Here is a 20,659-nt window from a genome sequence, read left to right on the forward strand (position 1 = left end):
AAATGGTCCTCAACAGGTATCGGGAGAACGTCAGGGGCTACCTTGAGGCGATAGTTAAACCCCTCGCAAAGGCCGGGCTAACGCCGAACGCGGTTACTGTGATAGGCCTCCTACTAAGCCTGCTCTCGGCTTACCTCTACTACCTCCGCGAGCCGAGGTTAGCGGCTTTAACGCTCCTCATAGGCTCGCTCGTTGACGCCCTCGACGGAACGCTGGCGAGGCTGACCGGGAAGACGAGCCGCTTCGGGGCATTTCTCGACTCGACCTTCGACAGGATAAGCGACGGCACGGTGCTCTTTGGAATCGCGCTCGGAAGCCTCGCCGACTGGCGCGCTGCCTTCCTGACGTTCATGGGAAGCTACCTCGTCAGCTACGAGCGCTGCAGGGCCGAGTTAGCTGGCTCCGGAAAGCTCGCCGTTGGCATAGCCGAGAGGGCGGAGAGGCTGATAATCCTCATGCTATTTTCGTTCCTCGGGGCAGAATACGTTAGATATGGCGTCTACATCGTCGGAATACTCGCGTGGATAACCGTCGTCCAGAGGTTTTACGTCGCATATCAGAGGCTGAAGTGAAGAAGAGGGGAATGACGAGAATTTCGCTATCTGAGGCTCCGATGAAGAGCCCTGCCGTTACCGACCCCTTCCCTTTTTGAGCACTATTTCCGCCGAGACCGCCCCCTGAAGTTTCCTCATGCAGGAGGGACAGTATGCGGGGGGCCTTTCATCCCATTCGCGAAGCGTTGCTGGGGGGTTCATAACGCACTCCCCGGTGCAGTGGTCGAGATCAAAGCTGTGACCTAACTCGTGGAGGACGCCCTTGAATATCCTCTCGACCATCAGTTCACGGTTGTTCGACTCAAAGGGTTTCATGGAGAGGACCATTATCTTCATGCCGAGTATCTCCTGCTGAAAACCGAGGAACTTGTCGTACATATGGAAGTACCTGTTCCTCGAGACGAGGGGGAACGTGGTCAGGCCGAAGATGCGTCTCATAGGAAAGGTCTCGTCCTTGTTGAGTTCCTGGAGAAGGCGGGCATAGAGGGCCTCAATTACGGCCTCTAGGGGATAGCCCTTGACGTGCGTATCTCCCACAGGAATGTTGATGAGGTAACCGGGGCCAACCTCGAGTTTTCCGAGGTAGAGAAACCTGACGGGAAGATCGCTCCGGACCAAATAGCGGTTTACCCTGTCGAAGATGTCAAATATGAGCTCTTTATCCATGAAGTTTCCTATGTAGGTAGCTCCCACGTAGGTTAGTTCTCCCTTGGCCCCGGCTCGCATGTAGTGAGAAACTCTAAATAGTTATTAAACTTTTGCCGAGTGAAAAGGGATTTAAGCACGTGGGTGTATATTCTCCCGCCCCCGGGAAACCGCGGGGGATGAGCGCTTCGGCGAGCTGTGATTCCCCTTCGCTCCCCGGGGGCACAGCTACAACCCTTTTTGACAAAGTCCTATTTGATGTCAAGTTGCATCAGCTTAATTTGGGAGTGCACGGCCGCTTAGTCCGGATAGTTCTTCACCCTTCGTCCTCAACATAGGGGGCAGTGATAACCTTCCTTATCTCCCTCGCCTTTTTCTCACCAATGCCCTCGACCTCTTTGAGCTCCTCCTCCGTTGCGGTGAAGACCTTTTCGACGTTGCCGAAGTGCCTCAGCAGGCGCTTGGCGAGGGTTGAAGAGACGTTAGGGAGACCTTCAACGATGAGGCGCTGTCTCTCAGCTAAGGTTAGGGCTTTCTTCTCGCTCCTCAGCCTTACTTCCTTCTTCCGCTCCTCCTGCTCGCGCTTGGCGAGGAGGTAAATGAACTGGGCCGTTTCCTCCTTCCCCGAGGAGAAGAGTACTGGAACACCCCAGTCAACGGTTACAGAGGCTATGGCTCCCCTAATCGCGTTGGGGTGGACGTTCCTGATGCCGTAGAGCTCGCCCTCGATGATTATCACGGGCTTCTCGTAGGCCCTCTTGAGCCTCTCAACCTGGTCGAAGAGCCTGCCGTCTATGATTGACTGTATGAAGTCGTTGGCGCTTTTCCGCTCTATTCCCACCTCCTCGCTGACAACGTAATCGGCGACGTCTAATGTTTTGACCTCAATCTCCGCCCCGAGCTCCTTCAGAATCTTCGGCACTCCGCTCCTCAGCTCGCGCGAGTCAACGTAAATCACTATCCCCTTCGGCTTCTTCACAAAGATTGGCTTAATGGGGATTTCCTTGTCCCTGTTCTCCGCTGTTCTCTTCTCTTGAATCTGCGGTGTCTGCGATTCGTTCTTTTTCTCCGATTCTTTGGTCTCCTTAACTTCGCCTCCGGCTTTCTTGGCTTTCCCAACCTTCAGGAACGCATCGAGGGAGGTTATCTTACTCCTTGAGGGCATCTCAACACGCTCCTTGGTCCTTTCCCTTATTTTACCACGCTTTTGCTGGGCCTTTTCGAGTTCCCTTGCCACGCGCTTTATTGCATCAAACATGCCCTTTTCCTTCCTCCGGGAGCTCCAGTAGTAGGCCTCGTCGCGCGTTCCCTTAGCCATGAGAATTACCACTTTTCCGGGCCTGTGACGACCTGTTCTTCCACGGCGCTGTATGCTCCTTATTGCAGACGGCACGGGCTCGTAGAAGACGACCAAATCAACCTCCGGAACGTCCAAACCTTCCTCCCCGACGCTCGTGGCAACCAGAACGTTGAACTCACCGCGCGAGAACCTATCTAAAACTTCTTTCTGCTCCTTTTGACTCATTCCCCTATCCGTTCCCCTGCTCGCCTGCCCTATGAAGCGCTCCGCCGAAACCCCTAGGTTTCTGAGCTCCTCGACTATCTTTTTACCGGTGTCACGGTAGTTTGTAAAAACGATTATCTTTGAGTCGGGCTTCCGCTCAAGCTGTTTTTTGATGAGGTCCTTCAGCTTTTCCATCTTTGGATGGTCGAGGCCGAGCTCCTTCGCCTGGACGAGTAGGTAGATGACCTTCCTCATACGCGGGTCTTCCATAAGCTCTCTGCTTGACTTGGAGCGGTCCTCGCGGAGCTTCTTGAGGTAGTTCCTGAGTGCAGTTAGCCCCTGCGTTTCGAGGAGTTCAATCGCGTGGTGGAGCTTCATGGCCTTGGCCTGGTGCTTCTTGAGGTAGCCGGCGGAGTAGTCCCCCTTGGCCATCGCCTGGTTTATCTTCGAGCCCGCTTGTAGGACTTCCTTTTTCGAGATATCGGGCGAGGGAGAACTGACCAAGCCTGCATCGGCGAGGGGCTTTAACGAATCCTTCAGCATCTCGCGCAGGATTTTTCGAACCTCCCTGTAGATTCCGGGGAGCTCAACCCTAACCCACTCGAAGGCTATTCTATGGACGTAAGGCTTAACATCGGGTGAGCTCTCTGTTCTAACCTCGATGCGCTCTATCCCGAGGTTCTCAACTATCTCGCGTATCTTCTCCTCGTCACTGCCCGGCGAGGCCGTCAGGCCGAGAACGAGCGGGTGCTTTGCAGTTTTGAGGTACTCCCTCGCTATGAAGACGTAGGCGTAGTTACCCACCGCTCTGTGGGCCTCATCAACAACGAGCAGGACGACATCCTCAAGCGAAATCCTGCCAGTCAGAATGTCGTTTTCAACCGTCTGGGGCGTCGCGGTTACTACCACGCTCTTCCTCCAGAGCTCGGCGCGCTTCTCCGGGGAAAGCTCACCGGTGAGGACGTTAATCTTCTCGGGCGGAAGGTTGAAGAGTCGCCTGAAGCTCTCCGCGTGCTGCATCGCCAGCGGTTTGGTCGGAGCCAAGAAGAGGACTTTTCCCCCGTACTTCGAGAGCCTGTAGTCGGCTATGAGCATCGCTATGAGCGTCTTTCCTAAGCCCGTCGGCAGGACGACGAGGCAGTTCCGCTCCTTACAGCGGGCGTAGATAACCTCCTGGTAAACGCGGGGCTCGATTAAATCGCGGCGGAGATAGGACATATTGGGCCCTTCGGCGGGGAACCATAAAAGCTTTCCGAGCCAGTATTGGCAATTCAGATTGTCACCCTGAGGCCAGTTTCAACAGCGGCTCGACTGTCGTGAGAAAGACGCTTGACTTTGAGATGCCAGCAAGGAGGAGAACGTTGTTCACCGCGGGAATCGCCTTGAGAACTACCATTCCAACAGCCACGAGCTTGAAGGCCGGGTTGAGCTTTTCCAGCTTGATTGAAACGGCTATAACCCCCGCGCCGAGTGCCGTGAAGAAGGCGTAGCTGCCGAAGAAGAGCGTGGGGCTCCCGAGCCTTTCAGCTATTACTCCGTTGGCTTCGACAAAGCCCATTCTAACCCCAAACCACGTTGTGAGCGCATCAACGAGTGCGAGCAGTATGAAGAGGAGCAGGTAGGTTCGTGCCTTCATCGCTCGGTTTTTCCTTTGAATCCTTAAATACTTTTTTTGTTAGTCAGAACATACATATGTAGGTACATGTGCATGTGCACAATGGTTTTTTCAATGGGGCGTGGAGGGTGGAACATGCTCCTGACGAGGCACGCCGAGGAAAGGCTCGTGAAGAGACTAACCAAGCGGAGAAACATTAAGCGAGTTTATTTAGAACTCTGGGCGTTCCTCGACCGCTCACGGAGGATTGATGTCAACGAGCGCGTCGTAATCTTTACCGACGGGAGAAAGAGCCTCGTCTGCGCCAAACTCGACTGTGAGAGGCTTTCACTGGATGAAATTAGGGAGCGCGTTGAGGGTCTGGAGGGGACTTACCGGTGCGTCTTTCCGGACAGGAGGCTCGCGAGGGAAACCGTTCCAGTTAAATTTCTCTCTGAAATTCCAGACGGTGTTTACTGCTTCTACCTTAACAGGGAAAAGCGGAGCCTTTACATCGGTAGCGAGGAGCCCCTACTCGCGATAACGCTGAGGCCTGCGAAGAGGGAGGAAAGGGCTCTTTCAGAAAACTTTATCGCCAGTCTTGAGAGTGCAGCTGGTAATGAGGACGATGATAAAAACCAAGAGCCTCATTAAAGCCCGGGACAGAATAGTTCTGTGGAAACTTAAGATAACGCGGGCTGCGAGTTACCTCAGCATAGCGAACAGCTTTATGATACTTTTTGTGTTTGCCAAGGAGCTATATTCCGTTCCATGGATTGCCTTGGGGTTCAGTTTCCGGGAGTTTGTCGGGGTTACCTACGCCCTTGCAGTCGTCGGTTTCATGCTCCTGGCGGAACTTGACTGGCACTTCATGTTCAAGAGGGAGCAGAGCTACGCCCTGACGAGGAATCCCCTTCTTCCGGCGCAGTGCTTTATGATCGAATACCTTCTTCAGAAGGCGATTGAAGAGGGGAAAATATGTGAAAAAGAAGCCGAGAGGGTTTTATCTTCCCTCACGCTGGCCGGCTGCGATCTTCCTCGAGAGGAAGGACGAGTATCTCCCCGAAGGGCTCCTCCTGAATGAGGTCGACCTTCCCCATGTTCGAGAGGAAGAGCAGGTAGAGGAACGTCCTCGCCACTATCTTCGGGCTTGGGTCGAAGACGAGATCCCAGAACCTTATTGGCTTCCCCGTTTCACGGTAGAGCTTCACCACTATGCCGTGCAGTCGGTGGACGTGTTTCTCTATGTCGACGCGGAAGTCGTCGACAACGAACACCTGCTCCTCTATGTTATCCTTTTTCCTCTTCCTGGGCTTCCTCCTCTCAGCTTCCTCCAGCGCATCCATGAGTGCCTCAATGAGGTCGTCGAAGGTATAGTAGCGCTCCGATCTCCTTATTGGCGGTGCGAGGGGTTCAACCTCAACCCGGATCCTTTCCTCGCTTTTCTCCTCTTCCTCCCCCTCGTCCTCGCTCAGCAGAGCCTCCGTCTTCATCCTGACGAGGATTGAGGCGGCTAGGATAGCCCTCGCAGAAACCCTGAGGTCGAGCTCCCTCATCTCGCGCAGCATCTTTATGTACTTCTCGGTCAGATCAACGATGTCGATGTTCCAGGGGTCAACCTTCCCCATCTTGACGAGCTGGAGGAGGATATCGACGGGCGTTATCTCGGTTTCAAACCTCGATTCCATCCTCAGCCCTCCAGATGGCCGAACATTTCCCTGTGCTCCTCGTCGCTCCGTCTTCTGGCCTCTTCGAGTATCTTCATGGCCTTCTCAAGGCTGAGCGAGACGACCCTGCTTATTCCGTTCCTCATGCTGACGCCTATGATCTTGTCGGCATTGGCCATCATGACGTCCCTGAGGGTTATTACTATGAACTGGCTCGACTGGGAGGATTCTTTTATTAAATCCGCGACGCGCTTGACGTTTGCGTCGTCGAGATGTGCGTCTATCTCGTCGAAGAGGTAGAACGGGGCCGGTTTGTAGCGCTGTATTGCGAAGACGAACGCTAAAGCCGTCAAAGCCTTCTCGCCGCCGCTCATTGCCTCGATGCGCTTGACGTCCTTTCCGGCGGGCTTGGCCTCTATTTCCAGACCTCCTGAGAACGGATCCTCCGGGTTCTCAAGGATGAGTTTTGCACTCCCGCCGGGTGAGAGTTTGGCGAAGAGCTCCGAAAAGTTCTTCGCTATTGCCTCAAGTGTCTTCATGAAGACTTCTCTCTTCTGCCCTTCTATCTCGGCTATGAACTCCTCTATGCTCTCTTTCTCGGCCAGAACCTGCTCGCGCTTGCTGCTCAGTTCAAGGTACCGCCTCTCCACGACCTCAAAGTCCTCGATTGCCTTCATGTTCACGGGCTCGAGGGAGCGTATCTCCTCCTCCATAGCCTCGATCCTTTCCTTGAGTTCTTCGAGTTTTTCTGGCTCGGGGATCTCGTTTGGCTTTATCGATTTAACGAGCTTTGGATCGTGGTGTTTCAGCTCCGCCCTCTTCTCCTCGAGCTCGGCTTCATACTGTCCAATCCTTATCTTGAGTGTGTTGGCTTCTATTCTGAGCTCTTGGAGTTTAGAGCTCAGCTCGTCCTTCTTCTCTCTCAGCTCAGCTATCTCGTTCCTCAGCCTCTCGCGCCTCTCGCGTAGCTCTTTCAGCTCGTCCTTCACGCTCTCCTCTGCCTTCTTGAGCTCCTCCAGCTCACTCTCAAAGCGCTTTATTGCCTCTTCGTTCTCCTTTATGTTGGCCTGGAGGGCGTTTATCCTGTTGATTAAACCTTCGATTTCCTCCTCGAGGTCGGCCTTTCTCGGGAGCAGTTCCTCGTTTATCCTGCTATCGAGGCTTTCGAGCTTGCTCTCCACCCTGCTGAGTTCCTCCTTGAGCTTCGCGATCTGGCCCTCCACTTCCCTGATCTTGGCGTTGAGCTCCCTTGCCTCCGGGTTTTCGAGCGCCCGCTTGAGCTTCTCCCTCTTCCTCTCGAGTCTCTCGATCCTTCCGCGAAGCTTCGCGATCTCACCCCTGTACTCCTCGATTCTGCCTTCGAGTTTCTTTATCGTCTCCTCTGCTGTTTCGATCTCCTCCCCCAGTGCCCTGTCCTCCGCAAGGAGTCTCTCCATCTCCCTCTGCGCGACCTGAAGATCCTTTGAGAGCTCGCTCCTCCTCATGCGGAGCTCGAAAAGCTCGTTCCTGAGACCGTTCACCTCAACCTTAAGAGAGTTAACGGCCGCTTCGAGGGCCTCCCTCTCGCGCTCGAGCCTCTCAACCTTCGCCTTGAGCTCATCGACGTTGATCCCAAGCCTGCCCCTCGGCCTGTAGTGACCGCCGGTTATGGCCCCGCTCCTCTCAAGCAACTCGCCGCCGAGCGTTACCATTCTCACCTTCCCTATGCCGACGCTCCTCGCCTCGTCCATGTCCTCAACGATGAGCGTGTCGCCGAGGGCGTAAGCGACGGCGTTTTTGAAGCGCGGGTCATACTGAACGACGTCCATAGCCGGGACTCCAAGGGAGGGCCTTTCCCTCATCGAGCGGGGCTTTATCTTGTTGAGCGGGAGGAAGGTGAGCCTTCCGAGCTTCTTCTCCTTAAGGAGCTTTATTGCCTTCTCGGCGACCCGATCGTCCTCCACAACCACGTTGTCGTAGTTTCCGCCGAGGGCCACCTCCACAGCTAAGGCGTATTTCCTGTCCCTCACCGTTATCAGCTCACCGAGGGTGCCGTACAGACCCGGGATCTTGCTCTTCTTTAGGAACTCAACGGCGCGGTTCCCCCTTGCCTCCCTCTGCGCCTCGGCCTTTATGAGCTCCTCCCTTGCCTTGGCAAGCTCGGGATCGATCTTTTTGAGCTTCGCGTTCTTCTCTTCCAGCTCCTTCTCCGCCTTCCGTATCCTCGCCTCGATCCGGGCCATCTTTCCGTCGATGTTCGAAAGTTCTGACCGCTTTTCGTCTATCTCCGACTTCAACTTCGCTATGGACTCCTTGAGCGCGTTTCTGCGGAGGTTTGCCCTCGTTATCAGCGATCTCTGTCTCTCTATCTCCTCCCGAAACTTTTCGAGCTCGGCCTCCCGGGTGTACATTTCCTTCTTTGCCTCTTCGAGCTCCTTAACGACTCTGTCGAAGTCCTCCCTTGCAACGGCGTAACTCCTGTCTATCTCCCCGAGCCTAACAATGAGGCCGTTCCTCACGGTTTCTTTTTCCTTGATCTCGGCGAGAAGCTTTTCCCGCCTCTTTTTCCACCGAACTATCGCGTTTTTGCTCTTCTCGATCTCCTCCGAGACCTTCCTTAGCTCTTCCTTCGCCTTTGAAAGTCTCCTCTGGTCCTCCTCTATCTCGCGGCGGGCGTTCTCTATGTTCCTCTTAGCCATCTCAATCCTTGATTTGACCTCGCTTATTCTCCTCGTGACCTCAAGGATTCCGTCCTCGCTCTTCTCCTCAAGCTCGCGCTCCACCCCGCTGAGCTCCCTCTCTTTGGCGATTATCTCTTTCACCAGCGCCTTCAGCTCGGCCTCTACTTTCTCTATCTCCCCTTCAATGCTGGAATCCTTGTTCATGCTCTCCTCCAGGAGAAGTTCGAGCCTCTTTATCTCGCCGAGGAGCAGGGCCACCCTTGCACGTTCCACCTTCTCTTTGAGGTCAAGGTACCGGAGAGCGTCGTTTCTCTCCTTTTCCAGCTTGTCGAGCTGTTTCTTTACCTCCTTGATCAGAAGATCCACTCTGGCAAGGTTTTCTTCTGCCTTTTTCAGCTCATCAAGCGCTTTTTCTTTCTTCGCATCGTACTCCGCTATGCCGGATATCTCGTCTATGATGAGCCTCCTCTCGGTGGGCGACATCTTGATGAACTTCGTTATGTCACCCTGCAGGACGAGGTTGTAACCCTCAGGCGAGATCATGGCCGCGCTCAGGAGGTCGAGTATCTCGCTTCTCGTGGCCCTTTTACCGTTCAGCCAGTACGTGCTCCTGCCGTCTGGGTAAACCCTCCTCTTTATCACGACCTCGTCCTCATCGATTGGAAAGCCCCGGTCCTCGTTGTTGAAGTACATCGCCACTTCGGCGTACTTCGCAGGTGGTTCAGCCCTGTTTCCTGCAAAGATCAGGTCACTTATCCTCGTTGCCCTCATTGCCTTGGCAGAGAGGCCCCCCAGAACGAAGAGAACCGCATCACCGATGTTGCTCTTTCCAGAACCGTTGGCACCGACGATGGCGGTGAACCCCTTGGAAAGTGGAACGACAACCTTCCTGTTACCGTAAGATTTGAAGCCTTTCATTTCAATCTTCTCTATGTATGGCATACTCGACACCTAACTGGAAAAATGGAAAGATGATATATAAACTTCACCCAGCACTTTTCTTCAAATATGAACGCCATTGGGCATCCACCTAAAATCCACCTCTTAAGTAGTTTAAAAGCAAGAAGACGAGGGAAAGAAATTAATTGGAGCAACATGGCCTTTACTGGTGTTTTCTGCGCCGGATTTTGCTTACGGCCGCGGTAATAACCACGAGACCGACTATTGTTGCTGGACCGCAGATATGGGTGCCTCCACCGCCCTCAGAAGTCGTTGTGGTTGTTGTAGTCTTGTGGGTTGTAGTTCCGGTGTGGATTGGGGCTGTGGAGGTTGTGGGGGTTGTGGTAGTCTTGCTGCTCGTTGTAGTCGGTTTGCTCGTCGTGGTGGTTTCGTGGGTTGTCGTTGTTTGGTGGGTGGTAGTCGTAGTTGTCCTGTGAGTGGCTGTTATGGTAGTGGTTGTAGTTATTTGGCTTGGGGACGTCGTAGTGGTAGTTGAGGAAGTTGTTTCCGAACTCATCACTGTCGTGACAGTAGCGTCAGAGTCTTGTACTACCGCTTGCGAATCCATCACCTGCGCTTGGGAATCTTTAACACTTGCATTGAAATCACCGGGTTGAACAGTCGTATCTCCAACAGGGGCATTGGAGTCTCTCGGCAAGTTTGAGAGTGAACCATCTGGGGGGAGCCTGAGAACCCAAACGTCAGCAAGATCAGCGCCAAAGTTCCAGCCTGCCACTATGATATCCCCGTTTGGTGCAACGGCAACTGCATAAGCCTCCTCCTCGTCACTCCCGCCGTATGTTTTTTGCCATTCCACGTTACCGTTCTCGTCAAGCCTAAGAACCCAAACGTCATCTTCACCAGCGCCGAAGCTCCAAGTCCGACCCACCACTATGATATCCCCGTTTGGTGCAATTGCAACCGAATAAGCATCATCATCACTACTCCCGCCGTAGGTTTTCTGCCATTTCACGTTACCATTCCCATCCAGGCGGAGAACCCAAACGTCACTATCCCAATCACCAAAGCTTTTAGTGTGACCTGTTACTATGATGTCCCCGTTCGGTGCAATGGCAACCGCGAAAGCTATATCACCTCTAATTCCGCCATAGGTTTTCTGCCATTTCACGTTACCATTGGTATCAAGCCTAAGAACCAAAACATCTTCGTGAGTACCGAAGCTGTCCGTGGAGCCTGCTACTATAACGTCACCGTTGTCTGTAATGGCAACCGCATGACCCCAATCATAACTACTTCCACCGTAAGTCTTCTGCCATTTGACATTCCCATTCTCGTCTAGGCGAAGAACCCAAACGTCAGCTTTACCAGCCCCGAAGCTTTCAGTTCCACCTACCACGATGATGTCTCCATTTTCTGCAATGGCAACCGAGCGAGCTACATCATAACCTTTACCGCCGTAGGTTTTCTGCCATTTCACGTTGCCGTTCTCGTCAAGCCTGAGAACCCAAACGTCAGCTTTACCGGCTCCAAAGCTTTCAGTCCCGCCTGCCACTATAACGTCACCGTTATCCGCGACTGCAACCGCAGCAGCCCAATCCTTGTCACTTCCACCGTAAGTCTTCTGCCACTTAACATTACCCTCGCTATCGAGCCTGAGAACCCAAACGTCGCCATAACCAGCTCCGAAGCTTTCAGTATAGCCTGCGACTATAATGTCTCCGTTTGGAGCAATAGCAACCGCGCGAGCCGTATCTTCACATTCCCCTCTGTATGTTTTGGCCCAGTGAGTGTTTTCTTCTGCAATCACCTTTCCCGCAGGAATCAGGGTCCCTAAGATGAGGAGGAGCCCCACGAAGACGAACATCCTCTTCATGGTGCCACCCCCTGGCATTAATCATAGGTTTACTTCTGCTGTTTTTCACAATGAATTCTCTCCGAACCTTTATAAAAGCCATACTGACGACACTCGGTCGATTTTCGATAACTGCTGAGAATATTTTTAACGGGGAACAATAATTTTGGCTCATGAAAAAGGTTTTATAGGCCTTCTTCTTTAAAATAAAACGGTGATGGCTATGCAAATTCTCGAAGTTGACATCAAACTCCCCTATCGAGAAAGGGGAAGCGTGCTGAGCCGCCTCCTTTCCAAGGTCTCCGGCAGGATTAAGGACATACACTTCCTTCCGCCCGATGCAACCGGTATGTCCGAGATCAGGATGGAACTGATTGGTGGTAAAGAGCTCGTTCAGGAGCTTAGAAAAGTTGTAAAGATCGGAAAGTTATCATTCAAGGTGCTTTCGGAAGCCTAAAGGCTTTCTCCTTAGATTTTGACCCCCGAGTTTAACTCCTCAAGCTTTTTCCTTGCCTTCTCAATCGAGCCAGCCTTTTCTACCGCAGTTCCTGTAACGATGATGTCGGCCCCCGCTTCAACCGCCCTCCTCGCCTGTTCCTTCGTCCGGATTCCACCCCCAACGATGAGCGGAACGTCTATGACCTTCCTAACGAGGGCAATCATCTCGGGCGGAACCGGCTGTGGGGCACCGCTACCCGCTTCAAGGTAAACGAGGCGCATGCCGAGGTACTGGCCGGCTAAGGCGTACGCGGCGGCGATCTTCGGCTTGTGTCTCGGTATTGGCTTCGCATCGCCGACCCAGCCGACGGTTTCGCCGGGCTCGATTATCAGGTAGGCCATCGGAATAGGCTCTATCCCATAGCGCTTGACGGTGAATGCTCCCAACGCCTGGGAGCCCGTTATGAAGAACGGATTCCGCGAGTTGAGGAGGCTCATGAAGAATATCGCGTCCGCGTACCTGCTTATCCCGCCGTGCGAGCCTGGGAAGAGAATTACTGGCAGGCTGGAGGACTCCTTTATAGCCCTCACAACGCTGTCGAGGACCTCTCCCTCGGCCCCTGTTGAACCGCCGACCATTATCGCGTCAACGCCTATAGCCTCGCTCATCTCTGCTATCTTTCCGGCCGTTTCCGGCGAAACGTCGTCCGGGTCGAGGAGAACGAAGTGGAGCTTCTCCTTCTTCAGCTTCTCGTGAATGTAGCGCTCAACCTTTCCAATTTCAAGCATTTTTATCCCTCCAAAAATTCTTTAATCATCACAGTGAACGTTATGAAATCAGAACCGCTTTCGTTCCCTGACATCCTCAAGCACTTCCTCGACGTTTACCTCGACGGGGATTCCCTCAATCTCCTCGAGCAGGTCCCATATCGTCTCTCCAACGATTACCTTAACTTTTGCCCTCTTATGGAGGTTAACCTTCTTCGGGGGCCTGAACGTCGTGCCGTCGTAGACGGCCTCGATGACCGTTCCCATGTTACCACCGTATTTCCATTATTTCTTCTTGGCTTTTAACGATTTTCCAGCTCAGTCCGAGCTCCTCGAGGATTCTTCTTAGAATTTCATCGGGTTCGTCCTCAAAGCGGTAGAGGTTGGTGCTCACCTTAACATCGCCCGCCCCAAAGCCAGGGATTGCTTCGCCAAAGCGGGAAACCTCGCGCGAGAGGTCCTCCTCAAGCTTCACCTCGCTCGGAATGAGGTAGGCCCTCAGGAGCTCTGCCTCACTGAGAAGGTAATCAATGTGCCAGTGAAGCTTCTTCTCCCGCCGAAAGTGCCTCGCGACGCGCTTTTCGAGGGAGTTCATGGCCGAGCCGACGTAGACGTAGTAACCCGGCTCGAGTTCAAAGGTTCTCCCCTTGGTGCGAACCGTTTTCCCCTCTCCAAGCCGGATGATGAGGAGGTAAGAGCCCTTCATACTCCTCACCTTCCACTGAGGGTTTATAAACTTCAGGCTCAATATCACGTTAGGTGTTAGATATGGACGAAGACCGGGAAAAGAGAAAACCCGTTGACGACTTCGCGTGGCAGGAATATGACAGGGATGAGTTCAGGAAGATGTTTCCAGCACTCGCAAAGGAACTCGAAGAGGGTAAGGGCATCGGAATAGACGCTTACCGCAGCTCCGTTGAGGAGGGTGAGGAGCTAGCCGAGCCGAGAAACTTCGCCGGCTACAACCCAACGGTAATAGATTTCCTCAGAAGATGCGAGACCGACGATGAGGCGCTGGAGATAATCAACTGGATGGAGAGTAGGGGTGAGATAACGCCCGAAATCGCGAAGGAGCTCAGGATAACGCTTGCTAAGAAGGGAGTTAGAGCTTTCGGGCCTAAGAAGGAGTGGGGATGGTACGAGAGGCACGGTAGATGAGATGCCTATCGAAAGGTTAATATTTTCCTTGTTACAATCCCCTCTGGTGGTTTCCATGACGTTTAACCCCGTTTTTGAGGCGGAAAAAATCAAGGATCTGATAATCTCGTGGAGACGTGACTTTCACATGTACCCGGAGCTCAAGTACGAGGAGGAGAGAACCTCAAAGATCGTTGAGGAGCACCTCAGGGAGTGGGGCTACTCAATCAAGCGTGTTGGAACCGGAATTATAGCGGATATCGGCGACGGCGAGAAAACCATCGCCCTTCGCGCCGATATGGACGCGTTGCCAATCCAGGAGGAGAACGACGTCCCCTATAAGTCCCGCATCCCCGGAAAGATGCACGCCTGCGGTCACGACGCCCACACGGCAATGTTGCTTGGAGCGGGCAAGATAATAGCGGAGCACGCCGAGGAGTTCAACGGCAGGGTAAGGCTTATCTTTCAGCCGGCGGAGGAGGGAGGAAACGGGGCTGTTAAAATGATCGAAGGCGGTGCTCTGGAGGGCGTTAACGCGATCTTCGGCTTTCACGTCTGGATGGACCTTCCGAGCGGTGTTATAGGGATAAGAGAAGGGCCGTTCTTGGCGGGTGCTGGCATATTCAGCGGGAAGCTTGTAGGAAAGGGGGGTCATGGAGCGGCACCCCACGAGGCGAGGGATCCCCTGCCCGCGCTTGCAGAGCTTATCCTTGCCTATCAGACCATAGTTAGCAGGAACGTCGATCCGATCGAGACCGGAGTAGTAAGCGTTACTTCGGTTCACGCGGGAACGGCCTTCAATGTCATTCCAGAAAAGGCCGAGTTCAAGGGCACCTTCCGGTTCTTCAAGGGGGAGGTCGGCGAGCTGATAAAGAGGAGGATGGACGAAATTGCCAGGGGTGTGGCCATTGCCCACAACCTTGAGTACGAGCTCAGCATCGATGAACTAACCCCTCCCACGATCAACGACCCCGAGATGGCAGGGTTCGCGCGGAAGGTCGCGGAAAAATACGGCCTGAAGTACGGCGAAGTTCCGCCCACGATGGGAGCTGAGGACTTCTCGTTCTACCTCCAGAGGGTTCCGGGAGCGTTTTTGGCCCTGGGAATAAGGAACGAGGAGAAGGGCATTATCTACCCGCACCACCATCCAAAGTTTGACGTCGACGAGGACGTCCTCCACCTTGGAACTGCGATGGAAGTTGCCCTGGCCCTTGAGTTCCTCAGGTGAGTTCCTTCGCGAGTATCTCTATTCTTCCAACCTCTCTCGTGTCTGCTACTTCTAAATCCTCCGCGAGCACGGTCAGTACCCTCTCGAAGCCCAGAGCCTTAGCCCTGCCGAGAACTGTCCCCAAATCGTCAATTCTGCCCCAGAGGAGGAGTGCAACACCGTCTCTTCCCGGCAGGTTTCTGAAGGCGTAGAAGGACTCGCCGGCTTTTCCGCTTTCAACGGTGTAGTGAATTCCCGCTATGTTGTCCTTAAACGCCGAAAAGTACATGCTGTAAGAGCTTTGGAAACGGCCGGCAACCAGTTGGAGGTTTTTAACCTCCTCCCAGCTAAACTCAAGTGGCCGTATGTTCGCATCATCGGCTCTCTTACCCGCAGGAATCCACACCGTCCTGCCCCCGAAGACCTCAACATCAAAGCCCAGCCTCTCGTAGAAGCCCTTTGCATCCTCATCTGGCTGGGTCGTCGACATCTCGGCTCCCCTTTCTCTGGCCAAGCCCTCAACGAACTCCATAAGCGCTCTCCCAATTCCCCTGCCCCGGTAATCAGGATGGACTTCAATGACGTCAATGTGGGCGATTCTTCGAACTTTTCCCCCGATGGGCTCTTCTGAAAAGAGAACCTCGACTTCCCCTACGATCTTTCCGTCAAGCTCTGCGACGGCTACAAGCTGGTCGTCGAGCAGGAGGTTGTTGAGGTGAATCGCGAGCGTCTCAGTGGCCATCCACGGGCCGCCCCGAATGTAGCGGTCGTAAATGCCGCCGCTGAGGTTCTCGTCGGCAGTGTGAACCTCAACTATCTCGTGAACGTCCTCAAGGGTTGCCAGACGAACCCTCATCGCCCTCACCGAGATAGCCGAACTTCCTTAGAATATGGACTATCGCCTCAGCCCCACCGTCGCCGTACGGTTTCTCGGTTACGTAGTCGGCTTTCTCCTTGAGGCTCTCTGGGGCCTGGGCGATTGCCACCCGGTATCCAACGACGCGGAAGGCGTCCAAATCGTTCTCCCCATCTCCAACATGGGCGACCTCGCTCGGTTTAATACCCAGGTACTCACAGGCCTTTTCTATGCCTGCGCCCTTGTTTATCCAGGGCTTCTTCACGTGGATTGCAAAGCCAGAATCGACGGCGACGAGGTTGAGCCCAAGCTCCTCGATGATCTCCCGCACCGCTTCAACGGGAACCGTTCTCAGAACCACCAGCCCGGCCTTCCTTTCCATCGTGGAGTAGCTCAGCTTCGCCTCGGGATAGCGCCTCTTGAGCTCACTCCAGAGTATCCACTCCTCGTCCATGTCAGTCAGAAAAACGCGCTTCCTCATAGTTCCCTCCCCTTTCAGGGAGAGTGCGCCCCCGTCCTCCGCTATGACGGGCCCGCTGGTTCCGATAAAAACCGCCGCGGCCTCCGCAAACGGAACGGAATTGCCAGTAACGAGCATCACCGGGACGCCAAGTCTTTCAGCCAGCCTTATCGCCTTCAGGGCGTCGATGCTTAGGGTTCTGTCGCGATAGGTTATCGTGCCGTCTATATCGAGTGATATGGCTTTTATTTTCCCCATTTTCCTTCACCAGCGGAGAAAGGGGACGGTTGTATTAAACCTTTCCGGCTAAGGCAATGAGACTTTTTTCTCCTGCTTTTATTCTGTAGGCCCTTAGTCTTCCCTCAAGGAAAAGCCTTATCGCCTCAAGCGTCTTCTCCTTCTTAAAGAGCTCGTTTCTGGCATCTTCGACGCTCATCTCCCTAAAGCGCACTTTAAAACTGGGCCTCAGCTGGGCGAGGCGGTGCAGATATGCATTCGAAACGACGCCAATCCTCGCGTAACCGCCGGTGGTTTGAGCGTCGCGCATCATCACGATTGGCTTTCCGTTAGGGGGAACTTGAACAGTCCCGGGGACGAGCGGGCCGGTGACTATCCCAGCCCCTTTCTCGGAATGTTCTATCGTCCTTCCGTCGAGGCGGTAGCCCATCCTGTCCGATTCCGGCGTTATTGTGTAGGCCTCGCTGAGGAACATTCTCACGCCCTCCTCTGTGAAATGGTCCAAATCCGGGCCGAGAACGACGCCGACGGTTATCTCCTCCGCCGAGTAGTCCGGCCTCAGCTCCTCGGGAAGTCTGCACCCCTCTTTGCCAGTCAATATTGCGTAGCCGAGGGTAAGTTTATCGCCCTCACTCAACGGCCGTCCAAGGTTAGCTCTGGCGTAGGTCGAGCAACTACCCAGAAGCTTCTCGCACTTTATTCCTCCGGCAAAGGCTATGTAGCCATAAAGACCGCTCTTCAGCACCCCTACTTCGAGAACGTCGCCCCTCTTTGCCCAGTAACTAGTCCAAGGATCAACTGGAGCCCCGTTGAGCTTCACATCGACGTCACCGGCAACGGCGAAGACCGCTGAAGCGTTGAACTTAATAGTTGGCCCCATCAGGAGGAACTCGAGGAGGGGAGCATCGCAGGGGTTTCCGACGAGGTAGTTAGCTATCCTTGCTGAGTAATCGTCCATGTAGCCTGAAACCGGGACGCCAAGCTTTCGGTAGCCCTTCCTGCCGGAGTCTTGAACCGTCAGCAAAGAGGGAACTCGGAGGAGTTCAATCATTTTCGTGCCCCCATTCGGCTTTGTAGAGCTCCTTGAACTCCTCCTCATCAATCGGCACGAACTTTACCCTGTCGCCGGGCCTCAGGAGCGTTGGCGGTTTCCTCGATGGGTTGAAGAGCCTCAGCGGGGTTCTGCCGATGAGCCTCCAGCCGCCGGGGCTCTCGATTGGATAAATCCCAGTCTGCTCTCCGGCTATCCCCACCGAACCCGCCGGAACTTTCAGGCGGGGCTTTTCCAGCCGGGGCGTTGCTATTCTCTCGTCCATCCCACCGAGATAGGCGAATCCCGGGAGAAAGCCGAGGAAGTAGACGCGGTAGATGGGCCTGGAGTGTATCTCGATGACCTCCTCCGGAGTCAGGCCGTTGTATTCCGCTACGAACTCCAAATCCGGGCCGTGCTCACCGCCGTAAAGAACGGGAATCTCAACGAGCCTTCCCTCGAACCTCTCAGCCGAGAACTCAATTCTTTCGATTGCCTGCTTGACTCCTTCGAAGTCTATGAGCTTGGCATCGTAGATTACGGCGAGGGAGGAGTAAGAGGGAACGACTTCGACGAGCCACTCAAAGCCCGCTTTCTCTATCGCCCCCGCGAGGGCGTGAACGCGGTCGTTGGTCTCTTCGTCAATGACCTCTCCGAAGGAGATGAGCAACCCCGAGTCTCCAAGGGGCTTGAAGTTCATGGTCTCACCCATTCACGCTCCCATTCCTTTCGAATCTTCCTAGGGTCAAAGTCCTCCGTAAATGCTCCAAACGCCGAGTTAAGGTCTCTCAGAAACTCTTCCATGTTTTCTTTCTTCGGGGCTTTCTTCTGAGTGTTCATCTCAGAAATTCCCCCATCGGCACTACCTTAACCCCCTCCCGCTCAAGGACCTCCCTGACCTGCCTCGCTATCTCAACGGCCTTCGGATTGTCGCCGTGGACGCAGATTGTATCTGCCCTGAGCTCAATCCACTCGCCGTTGATTGCTCTAACCCCGCCGTCCTTGACCATCGAGACCACGCGCTCCGCTATTTCTTCCTTATCATGGATAACCGCTCCGGGCTTCGAACGGGGGACGAGGGTTCCGTCCGGGTTGTATGCCCTGTCAGCGAAGACCTCGTGGGCCACCTTAATGCCCATCTCCTCCGCTATCTGGGCCGGTTTTGAGCCTGAGAGAGCCACGAATATCAGGTTCCTGTCGAAATCGGCTATTCCCTCTATGACGGCCCTTGCGAGCTCTTCCTCTTTAACGAGGGCGTTGTAAAGTGCCCCGTGCGGTTTGACGTGCTGGAGTTCGAGGCCTTCAGCCCTCGTGAACGCGTAGAGCGCTCCAATCTGGTAGAGGACATAATTGCGAGCTTCCTCTGGCGTGAGCTTCATGTACCTCCTCCCGAAGCCCATCAAATCGGGATAACCTGGGTGCGCGCCGACGGCGACTCCTTTCTCCTTCGCGAGCCTGACGGTCTTTCTCATGACAATCGGGTCGCCGGCGTGCCAGCCGGTAGCGACGTTGGCGCTGGTTATGTACTTCATGACCTCCTCGTCGAGGCCCAACGTGTACCGCCCGAAGCTCTCCCCAAGGTCGGAGTTCAAATCAACCCTCATGCTCCCACCGGTTTCATTTCGACGGAAATCTAAAAAAGCCTTTCCCGGAGCTTGAACCATGCAGGTAATAGACACCGCCATCTTCATCCAGGGGATAGACGTCGAGGGCTTCACGACGCCGAAGGTCGTTGAAGAGGTCAAGGACCCGGAGTCGAGGCTCTTCCTGGAGAGCCTGATAAGCGCGGGAAAGGTTAAGGTGCTCGTTCCATCAAAGGAGAGCGTTGAGGTGGTTATGGAAGCCGCAAGGAAAACGGGTGAGCTCAACGAGCTTAGCGAAGCTGATATTGAGGTTCTCGCCCTGGCTTATGAGCTCAAAGCTACCCTCCTCACTGACGACTACAACCTCCAGAACATTGCAAAAACCCTCGGGATTCCCTTCAAGACCCTCAAGCGCGGAATTAAGCGCGTGATACGCTGGAACTACGTCTGCATCGGCTGTGGAAAGCGGTTTTCTGAGATGCCCCCTGGAGGAGTCTGCCCCGACTGCGGGAGCCCTGTGAGGTTGATCCCAAAGAGAAGGCGGAGAAAAAAGCGGAGAAAGAAAGGACAAGATCAGGGATAGATGTCCACGACTATTCTGTCCGGGTTTGAGAGGACGAAGTCGCTGTATGGCAAATACGGGCTGTTGAGCTCGACAACGATAAAAACTGTGTTTCCGCTCTGGGTGGCGTATATCAGCGGGGCAGTGCCCGAGCCGGTGTATGTGTAGTACCATCCGTTGTAGCTCGCCCATCCAAGGTTCGCCAGCTGGGCGTTGTCCACCTGGATGACGAGGTGGTAGCCGTTGGAGTAATAGGTGTAGTAAACGTGGTAGCTGGCCTTCTCGCTAACGTCCAGAACGACCCTGAAGTAGCTTCCGTGGTCCGCGAACCTCACACCAGTTACCACTGGAACCGGGTCATGAACGGGAACTCCGAAGTACCTCTGGACGCCGTGGAGAATGGCGTAGGCATATTTCCACTGATAGGCCTCATCGCTTATTATGCTTGCATCATAGGAGTTCGTCACGAAGCCGGTCTCGATGAGTATGGCGGGCATCCTGGTGTATTTGATAACGTAGAAGCCAGCGCTCTTAACGCCCCTGTTCCTGAGGGGGATGAGTTTTGATATCTCCTCGTCAACGTACGTCGCTAGGGTCTTTCCCCTGCTGGAGGTGTAGTAGTGGTAGACCTCGAATCCGCTCGCCGAGCTCGGCCCGGCGTTGGCGTGTATACTGATGAAGATATCACAGTCGGCTGAGTTCGCTATCTGTACCCTTCCTGAGAGCGTGACGAAGTAGTCCCCGTTCCTTGTAAGGACTACCCTCGCACCGTCCCTTTCCAGGACTTGGGCAACTTTGAGAGCTATCGCCAGGTTCACGTCCTTCTCCACCACGTATCCGACTGCACCAGGGTCTTTCCCACCGTGGCCGGCATCAACGCAGATGGTGTACCCGCTTAGATTTGAGGCGCTGGCCCCCGTTGTTGGTATCCACAGGAGGGCGCTAAGGAACAAAAATGCTACAAACAGTGCTCTAAATTTCATCATCCCCACCTCTATGCCATTG

22 protein-coding genes are annotated in these 20,659 nt (G+C 54.3%); 7 read left to right on the plus strand and 15 right to left on the minus strand.

What is annotated here, in order from left to right:
- Positions 1 to 2: 2 nt before the first annotated feature.
- Positions 3 to 572, plus strand: a complete 570-nt coding sequence (gene pgsA, locus TGAM_RS05915; protein ID WP_015858780.1) for an archaetidylinositol phosphate synthase — start codon at positions 3 to 5, stop codon at positions 570 to 572.
- A 57-nt stretch (positions 573 to 629) separates the two neighbouring features.
- Here the strand turns inward: pgsA and TGAM_RS05920 are convergent, their stop codons facing one another.
- The 3 genes from TGAM_RS05920 to TGAM_RS05930 form a co-directional block, all read right to left on the minus strand.
- On the minus strand, positions 630 to 1,280 hold the full coding sequence (locus TGAM_RS05920) for a zinc metalloprotease (RefSeq protein WP_048811192.1): 651 nt from the start codon (positions 1,278 to 1,280) through the stop codon (positions 630 to 632).
- A 235-nt stretch (positions 1,281 to 1,515) separates the two neighbouring features.
- On the minus strand, positions 1,516 to 3,921 hold the full coding sequence (locus TGAM_RS05925) for a DEAD/DEAH box helicase (RefSeq protein WP_015858782.1): 2,406 nt from the start codon (positions 3,919 to 3,921) through the stop codon (positions 1,516 to 1,518).
- Positions 3,922 to 3,982: 61 nt separating this feature from the next.
- Positions 3,983 to 4,339 (minus strand): DUF5658 family protein, encoded by a 357-nt coding sequence (locus TGAM_RS05930; protein WP_015858783.1) that lies wholly within the window; start codon positions 4,337 to 4,339, stop codon positions 3,983 to 3,985.
- Between the two features lie 114 nt (positions 4,340 to 4,453).
- Here TGAM_RS05930 and TGAM_RS05935 point away from each other — a divergent pair, with 114 nt between their 5' ends.
- Positions 4,454 to 4,951 (plus strand): hypothetical protein, encoded by a 498-nt coding sequence (locus tag TGAM_RS05935; protein ID WP_048811193.1) that lies wholly within the window; start codon positions 4,454 to 4,456, stop codon positions 4,949 to 4,951.
- The gene (locus TGAM_RS05940) at positions 4,917 to 5,381 is read left to right on the plus strand and encodes a hypothetical protein (RefSeq protein ID WP_238516183.1); all 465 of its coding nucleotides are present in this window, start codon (positions 4,917 to 4,919) and stop codon (positions 5,379 to 5,381) included. The genes TGAM_RS05935 and TGAM_RS05940 overlap by 35 nt, the downstream gene beginning before the upstream one ends.
- Here the strand turns inward: TGAM_RS05940 and TGAM_RS05945 are convergent.
- The 3 genes from TGAM_RS05945 to TGAM_RS05955 all read right to left on the minus strand — a co-directional run bounded on the left by TGAM_RS05945 (position 5,311) and on the right by TGAM_RS05955 (position 11,397).
- Positions 5,311 to 5,985, minus strand: a complete 675-nt coding sequence (locus TGAM_RS05945) for a segregation and condensation protein A (protein ID WP_015858786.1) — start codon at positions 5,983 to 5,985, stop codon at positions 5,311 to 5,313. The genes TGAM_RS05940 and TGAM_RS05945 overlap by 71 nt on opposite strands.
- A gap of 2 nt (positions 5,986 to 5,987) precedes the next feature.
- Positions 5,988 to 9,566 (minus strand): chromosome segregation protein SMC, encoded by a 3,579-nt coding sequence (smc, locus tag TGAM_RS05950; protein WP_015858787.1) that lies wholly within the window; start codon positions 9,564 to 9,566, stop codon positions 5,988 to 5,990.
- A gap of 160 nt (positions 9,567 to 9,726) precedes the next feature.
- Positions 9,727 to 11,397 (minus strand): NHL repeat-containing protein, encoded by a 1,671-nt coding sequence (locus tag TGAM_RS05955; RefSeq protein ID WP_148206273.1) that lies wholly within the window; start codon positions 11,395 to 11,397, stop codon positions 9,727 to 9,729.
- Between the two features lie 202 nt (positions 11,398 to 11,599).
- Here TGAM_RS05955 and TGAM_RS05960 point away from each other — a divergent pair, with 202 nt between their 5' ends.
- Positions 11,600 to 11,833 carry a hypothetical protein gene (locus tag TGAM_RS05960; RefSeq protein WP_048811195.1) on the plus strand — a complete coding sequence of 78 codons (234 nt, stop codon included), beginning with the start codon at positions 11,600 to 11,602 and terminating at the stop codon, positions 11,831 to 11,833.
- An 11-nt stretch (positions 11,834 to 11,844) separates the two neighbouring features.
- On the opposite strand, the gene TGAM_RS05965 is transcribed toward TGAM_RS05960, so the two are convergent.
- The 3 genes from TGAM_RS05965 to TGAM_RS05975 are packed head-to-tail and all read right to left on the minus strand — an operon-like array spanning position 11,845 to position 13,288.
- On the minus strand, positions 11,845 to 12,603 hold the full coding sequence (locus tag TGAM_RS05965) for a geranylgeranylglyceryl/heptaprenylglyceryl phosphate synthase (protein ID WP_015858790.1): 759 nt from the start codon (positions 12,601 to 12,603) through the stop codon (positions 11,845 to 11,847).
- Positions 12,604 to 12,651: 48 nt separating this feature from the next.
- A complete protein-coding gene (locus TGAM_RS05970; RefSeq protein WP_015858791.1) occupies positions 12,652 to 12,849 on the minus strand; it encodes an antitoxin family protein in 198 nt (65 codons plus the stop codon).
- A gap of 1 nt (position 12,850) precedes the next feature.
- Positions 12,851 to 13,288 carry a GIY-YIG nuclease family protein gene (locus TGAM_RS05975; protein ID WP_015858792.1) on the minus strand — a complete coding sequence of 146 codons (438 nt, stop codon included), beginning with the start codon at positions 13,286 to 13,288 and terminating at the stop codon, positions 12,851 to 12,853.
- A gap of 62 nt (positions 13,289 to 13,350) precedes the next feature.
- Between TGAM_RS05975 and TGAM_RS05980 the strand changes: the two genes are divergently transcribed.
- Positions 13,351 to 13,740, plus strand: coding sequence for a DUF2095 family protein (locus TGAM_RS05980; RefSeq protein WP_048811196.1), 390 nt, complete (start codon positions 13,351 to 13,353; stop codon positions 13,738 to 13,740).
- 55 nt (positions 13,741 to 13,795) lie between these two features.
- Positions 13,796 to 14,947 carry a M20 metallopeptidase family protein gene (locus tag TGAM_RS05985; RefSeq protein ID WP_048811197.1) on the plus strand — a complete coding sequence of 384 codons (1,152 nt, stop codon included), beginning with the start codon at positions 13,796 to 13,798 and terminating at the stop codon, positions 14,945 to 14,947.
- On the opposite strand, the gene TGAM_RS05990 is transcribed toward TGAM_RS05985, so the two are convergent.
- From TGAM_RS05990 to TGAM_RS06010, 5 genes are all read right to left on the minus strand, one after another.
- The gene (locus tag TGAM_RS05990; RefSeq protein ID WP_015858795.1) at positions 14,940 to 15,782 is read right to left on the minus strand and encodes a GNAT family N-acetyltransferase; all 843 of its coding nucleotides are present in this window, start codon (positions 15,780 to 15,782) and stop codon (positions 14,940 to 14,942) included. The genes TGAM_RS05985 and TGAM_RS05990 overlap by 8 nt on opposite strands.
- The gene (locus TGAM_RS05995) at positions 15,757 to 16,500 is read right to left on the minus strand and encodes a phosphoglycolate phosphatase (RefSeq protein ID WP_015858796.1); all 744 of its coding nucleotides are present in this window, start codon (positions 16,498 to 16,500) and stop codon (positions 15,757 to 15,759) included. Before TGAM_RS05995 ends, TGAM_RS05990 begins: the two co-directional genes overlap by 26 nt.
- Before the next feature lie 34 nt (positions 16,501 to 16,534).
- Positions 16,535 to 17,530 (minus strand): 5-oxoprolinase subunit C family protein, encoded by a 996-nt coding sequence (locus TGAM_RS06000; protein ID WP_048811198.1) that lies wholly within the window; start codon positions 17,528 to 17,530, stop codon positions 16,535 to 16,537.
- On the minus strand, positions 17,523 to 18,209 hold the full coding sequence (gene pxpB / locus TGAM_RS06005) for a 5-oxoprolinase subunit PxpB (protein ID WP_048811199.1): 687 nt from the start codon (positions 18,207 to 18,209) through the stop codon (positions 17,523 to 17,525). Before pxpB ends, TGAM_RS06000 begins: the two co-directional genes overlap by 8 nt.
- 136 nt (positions 18,210 to 18,345) lie before the next feature.
- Positions 18,346 to 19,113, minus strand: coding sequence for a LamB/YcsF family protein (locus tag TGAM_RS06010; RefSeq protein WP_048811200.1), 768 nt, complete (start codon positions 19,111 to 19,113; stop codon positions 18,346 to 18,348).
- Positions 19,114 to 19,171: 58 nt separating this feature from the next.
- Here TGAM_RS06010 and TGAM_RS06015 point away from each other — a divergent pair, with 58 nt between their 5' ends.
- On the plus strand, positions 19,172 to 19,675 hold the full coding sequence (locus TGAM_RS06015; RefSeq protein WP_015858801.1) for a type II toxin-antitoxin system VapC family toxin: 504 nt from the start codon (positions 19,172 to 19,174) through the stop codon (positions 19,673 to 19,675).
- Here TGAM_RS06015 and TGAM_RS06020 read toward each other — a convergent pair.
- Entirely contained in the window at positions 19,666 to 20,637 is a 972-nt protein-coding gene (locus tag TGAM_RS06020) for an N-acetylmuramoyl-L-alanine amidase (RefSeq protein WP_238516184.1), read from the minus strand. The genes TGAM_RS06015 and TGAM_RS06020 overlap by 10 nt on opposite strands.
- Positions 20,638 to 20,659 lie beyond the last annotated feature (22 nt).

Source organism: Thermococcus gammatolerans EJ3, assembly GCF_000022365.1.
GTDB classification, from domain to species: Archaea; Methanobacteriota_B; Thermococci; order Thermococcales; family Thermococcaceae; genus Thermococcus; species Thermococcus gammatolerans.

What these genes read in the sequence shown, in the direction of transcription:
- pgsA (WP_015858780.1), top strand. Translation starts at nt 3, where the DNA reads ATGGTCCTCAACAGGTATCGGGAGAACGTCAGGGGCTACCTTGAGGCG.
- TGAM_RS05920 (WP_048811192.1), bottom strand. Translation starts at nt 1,280, where the DNA reads ATGCGAGCCGGGGCCAAGGGAGAACTAACCTACGTGGGAGCTACCTAC.
- TGAM_RS05925 (WP_015858782.1), bottom strand. Translation starts at nt 3,921, where the DNA reads ATGTCCTATCTCCGCCGCGATTTAATCGAGCCCCGCGTTTACCAGGAG.
- TGAM_RS05930 (WP_015858783.1), bottom strand. Translation starts at nt 4,339, where the DNA reads ATGAAGGCACGAACCTACCTGCTCCTCTTCATACTGCTCGCACTCGTT.
- TGAM_RS05935 (WP_048811193.1), top strand. Translation starts at nt 4,454, where the DNA reads ATGCTCCTGACGAGGCACGCCGAGGAAAGGCTCGTGAAGAGACTAACC.
- TGAM_RS05940 (WP_238516183.1), top strand. Translation starts at nt 4,917, where the DNA reads ATGAGGACGATGATAAAAACCAAGAGCCTCATTAAAGCCCGGGACAGA.
- TGAM_RS05945 (WP_015858786.1), bottom strand. Translation starts at nt 5,985, where the DNA reads ATGGAATCGAGGTTTGAAACCGAGATAACGCCCGTCGATATCCTCCTC.
- smc (WP_015858787.1), bottom strand. Translation starts at nt 9,566, where the DNA reads ATGCCATACATAGAGAAGATTGAAATGAAAGGCTTCAAATCTTACGGT.
- TGAM_RS05955 (WP_148206273.1), bottom strand. Translation starts at nt 11,397, where the DNA reads ATGAAGAGGATGTTCGTCTTCGTGGGGCTCCTCCTCATCTTAGGGACC.
- TGAM_RS05960 (WP_048811195.1), top strand. Translation starts at nt 11,600, where the DNA reads ATGCAAATTCTCGAAGTTGACATCAAACTCCCCTATCGAGAAAGGGGA.
- TGAM_RS05965 (WP_015858790.1), bottom strand. Translation starts at nt 12,603, where the DNA reads ATGCTTGAAATTGGAAAGGTTGAGCGCTACATTCACGAGAAGCTGAAG.
- TGAM_RS05970 (WP_015858791.1), bottom strand. Translation starts at nt 12,849, where the DNA reads ATGGGAACGGTCATCGAGGCCGTCTACGACGGCACGACGTTCAGGCCC.
- TGAM_RS05975 (WP_015858792.1), bottom strand. Translation starts at nt 13,288, where the DNA reads ATGAAGGGCTCTTACCTCCTCATCATCCGGCTTGGAGAGGGGAAAACG.
- TGAM_RS05980 (WP_048811196.1), top strand. Translation starts at nt 13,351, where the DNA reads ATGGACGAAGACCGGGAAAAGAGAAAACCCGTTGACGACTTCGCGTGG.
- TGAM_RS05985 (WP_048811197.1), top strand. Translation starts at nt 13,796, where the DNA reads ATGACGTTTAACCCCGTTTTTGAGGCGGAAAAAATCAAGGATCTGATA.
- TGAM_RS05990 (WP_015858795.1), bottom strand. Translation starts at nt 15,782, where the DNA reads ATGAGGGTTCGTCTGGCAACCCTTGAGGACGTTCACGAGATAGTTGAG.
- TGAM_RS05995 (WP_015858796.1), bottom strand. Translation starts at nt 16,500, where the DNA reads ATGGGGAAAATAAAAGCCATATCACTCGATATAGACGGCACGATAACC.
- TGAM_RS06000 (WP_048811198.1), bottom strand. Translation starts at nt 17,530, where the DNA reads ATGATTGAACTCCTCCGAGTTCCCTCTTTGCTGACGGTTCAAGACTCC.
- pxpB (WP_048811199.1), bottom strand. Translation starts at nt 18,209, where the DNA reads ATGAACTTCAAGCCCCTTGGAGACTCGGGGTTGCTCATCTCCTTCGGA.
- TGAM_RS06010 (WP_048811200.1), bottom strand. Translation starts at nt 19,113, where the DNA reads ATGAGGGTTGATTTGAACTCCGACCTTGGGGAGAGCTTCGGGCGGTAC.
- TGAM_RS06015 (WP_015858801.1), top strand. Translation starts at nt 19,172, where the DNA reads ATGCAGGTAATAGACACCGCCATCTTCATCCAGGGGATAGACGTCGAG.
- TGAM_RS06020 (WP_238516184.1), bottom strand. Translation starts at nt 20,637, where the DNA reads ATGAAATTTAGAGCACTGTTTGTAGCATTTTTGTTCCTTAGCGCCCTC.